The sequence below is a fragment of the Streptomyces sp. ActVer genome, assembly GCF_027270795.1.
Classification (GTDB): domain Bacteria; phylum Actinomycetota; class Actinomycetes; order Streptomycetales; family Streptomycetaceae; genus Streptomyces; species Streptomyces umbrinus_A.
Window position 1 is genome coordinate 1 of the sequence record NZ_JAPWHT010000757.1, and the last position, 2732, is coordinate 2732.

Here is a 2732-nt window from a genome sequence, read left to right on the forward strand (position 1 = left end):
GCCGAGGCGCTCCGCATCCTGCTGCGCGCCGTCGGTGTCGAGCCGGACGCCGGAAACGTTCTGCGACCGCAGGAAGTTTCACCGCGTTGCCAGGCCGCTCACCCCGAGGACCCCACCCCGTGCGTGGGCCCGGTCGTCGTCACCGTGCTCGACGCGCAGAACGCCGGCGCGGACGGATGCGAGCACCACGGCGCCCGCCTCCTCGCCTCACTGGAGGGCGGCAGGGTCTACGCCCTGCCCGACGCCCCGGACGGGACCGCGATCCGCGTCTTCAAGGCCGCGGACACGACCCGCCCGTTCGCCTGGGCTGACGGCCCGCGCACTCGCCCCTCGCAGCTCAGCCGTGCGGAGCACCGCCGCAGGGGTGAGCGCCCGTGAGCGAGCCCCGCACCGTCACCCTGGCCACCGCCGATCACGGCGACGTCACCCTGCCGTGCCCGTCCTGGTGTGCTGGTCATGCTGACCATCGGTCCGACACCCACCGCGCCGACATCCTCCACGAGGGCCCCGACGTCGTCCTCACCTTCCGCGGCCGTCACGTCGCGGACGCGGGCCTCGTGCAGTCCCCGTTCGCGGGAGTCTCCACGCCCGGGCTCGGCGGCCGTACGACCGGGGTGTCGGTCTCCCTGATCGGACGCACCCTCGACCCGGCCGGCCTGTACTCCCTCGCGGCCTCGCTCGACGGCTACGCCGACCAGCTGCGCGACATGGCCGACCAACTCTCCACGATCCTCGGGGGCTCCGAGTGAAGCGCGGCCCCGTCCGCCGGCCGACCGAGCACGCCGCCATCCGCGCGGCGTACCGGTCGCCCCGGCGCCTCCCGCCCGTCCCCGCCCTCATGGCCGCGCTGCCCGTCGCGAACGAGCGCCGCGACCGCGAGGGCACCGTCCTGGCCGCGCACCGTGTGGTGCGCGCCGCCGCCCCCTTGGAGGTGGGCGAAGCATGAACAAGCTCAAGACCTTCGGCACATGGGCCCTGCCCGCCGCCCTCACCCTCATCGCGATCGTGTGGGCCGTCGTCGCCATCGGCGACATCCTCACCGCCCAAGCACACGCGGCGTTCGCCTACTCCGTCGCCGTCCTCTACGACGCCGTATGGCTGTACGCCCTCGCCCAGGAGACCGGCCACCGCCGGCAGGGCTCCAGCGCCCGCCTCCCCAAGGTGATCGGCTGGGTGTTCCTGCCCCTCACCGTCGCCGTGCTCGCCGTCCACGGCATCCTCGCCGCCGACCTGCTCGCCGCGGCCGTGGGCGCCCTGGTGCCCGTCCTCGCCAAGATGACGTTGCTGATGGCCGTCGACCGCGACACGACCCGCATCAGCACCCGCGCGCAGGCCGCCATCGACCGCGCCCGCTCCATCACCCGCGACCGCATCGCCGTGTCCCGTGCGATCGCCGCCGCACGGGCCGACGAAACGAAGGCCGCCGCCGCCATCGTCAAGCACACCCGCAAGGCGGAAGCGGAAGCCGCGACCACCACCTACGAGGCGTTCGAGAAGTACGCCGAAGCCCGTGACCGTCACGCCGTGCCGGACTGGCACACCGACCTTCCCGGGCTGGTCTCCGACCGTGAGTTGGACGCTCTCCTGTCGGGGGGTGTGACCGATGACGAAACCGCAGGTGGCACGGGGGGTTTGGCGCTCCCCGGCAATGGGTCGGTCACGGGTGACGGTCACGCCCTCGGGGAGGACCCGCGCGAGGCCAACAACCGGGCTGTGGGCATGCTCGCCGCGGAGCTGTACGCCACCGATCCGCCGCCGTCGAAGCGGAAGTTCCGGGAGGCGATGCGCGCCGAGATGAACGGCCGCGGGCTGACTGGCGGGTGGGACACGATCGATGCCCTGTACGACCGTGAGCGCGCCCTGGCTGAGGGCGGTGAGACGTCGTGAAGTGGCTCGCCCTCGGGGCGCTGCTCGGGCTGCTGCTCCTGTATCCGGTGCTCCTCGCGGTCGTCGTCGGCGTCGTGGCGTGGCTGGCCGCTCAGCCCGTAGTCGTGGCGTTCGTCCTCGGCCTCGCTGCCCGCCCGCACCTGCCCCGCATGCGGAGGTGGGCCCGATGAGCGACGCCCTCGACAAAGCAGAGCAGGCGGTGCGGGAGGCCTCGACGGACACGGCCGCCGTGCAGCTGGCGTTCGCCGCGATGGAGCTGGCGAAGCTCGCCACCCAGCAGCAGGCGGCCGCCCCGGCTCCGTGCCAGCACCAGCACGGCCGCCGCCCCGGGCGTAGCGCTGGCGAGTGGATCGGCATCGCCTGCGCGGTGTGCGTCGGCGGTGTCGGTATCGCGTTCGCGTCGGTCGCGCTGGCCATCCTCGGCGGTACCGCCGCGATCGTCGCCCTCGTCCTGCGCTCCATGTGGCGCGACATGCAGAAGCGGAGCTGACCTGCCCTTCCGTCCTCCGTCAGTTGTGGCTCTCCTGACCACAACTGCGGGGGCGCGGTGGGGCCGGACCGCCCGGCCACCGACCAGGGAGACCCCGTGAGCAACGAGTTCATCGAGACCAAGACCGCCGAGGCGCTCGCCGCCAACGCTGCCGGAGACGCGCAGGGCCTCGCCCACGCACTCATCGAGGCGATCGCCGAGAACGACGCCCCGTTCGAGCAGACCGTCACCGACATGACCGACGCGGTCCGCCGCCAGAACGGGAGCTGACCATGGCTGCGACCAGCAAAGACCCGCACAACGCCCGCGAGATCGCCCGGGTGGTCCTCCTCGGCGCACGCATCGCCCGACGCGA

7 protein-coding genes are annotated in these 2732 nt (G+C 73.1%); all 7 read left to right on the forward strand.

The features are described 5' to 3' along the window. The coding region (locus O3Q52_RS51645; protein ID WP_269655329.1) for a hypothetical protein at positions 1–378 on the forward strand (378 nt) is incomplete at its 5' end. Beyond that, on the forward strand, positions 375–749 hold the full coding sequence (locus O3Q52_RS51650) for a hypothetical protein (RefSeq protein WP_269655330.1): 375 nt from the start codon (positions 375–377) through the stop codon (positions 747–749). The genes O3Q52_RS51645 and O3Q52_RS51650, both read left to right, overlap by 4 nt. Continuing rightward, positions 746–946 carry a hypothetical protein gene (locus O3Q52_RS51655; RefSeq protein WP_269655331.1) on the forward strand — a complete coding sequence of 67 codons (201 nt, stop codon included), beginning with the start codon at positions 746–748 and terminating at the stop codon, positions 944–946. Before O3Q52_RS51650 ends, O3Q52_RS51655 begins: the two co-directional genes overlap by 4 nt. Continuing rightward, entirely contained in the window at positions 943–1887 is a 945-nt protein-coding gene (locus O3Q52_RS51660; protein WP_269655332.1) for a hypothetical protein, read from the forward strand. The genes O3Q52_RS51655 and O3Q52_RS51660 overlap by 4 nt, the downstream gene beginning before the upstream one ends. Further along, a complete protein-coding gene (locus O3Q52_RS51665) occupies positions 1884–2057 on the forward strand; it encodes a hypothetical protein (protein ID WP_269655333.1) in 174 nt (57 codons plus the stop codon). The genes O3Q52_RS51660 and O3Q52_RS51665 overlap by 4 nt, the downstream gene beginning before the upstream one ends. Then, positions 2054–2377 (forward strand): hypothetical protein, encoded by a 324-nt coding sequence (locus tag O3Q52_RS51670; protein ID WP_269655334.1) that lies wholly within the window; start codon positions 2054–2056, stop codon positions 2375–2377. Before O3Q52_RS51665 ends, O3Q52_RS51670 begins: the two co-directional genes overlap by 4 nt. A gap of 96 nt (positions 2378–2473) precedes the next feature. After that, positions 2474–2647, forward strand: coding sequence for a hypothetical protein (locus O3Q52_RS51675; RefSeq protein ID WP_269655335.1), 174 nt, complete (start codon positions 2474–2476; stop codon positions 2645–2647). Positions 2648–2732 lie beyond the last annotated feature (85 nt).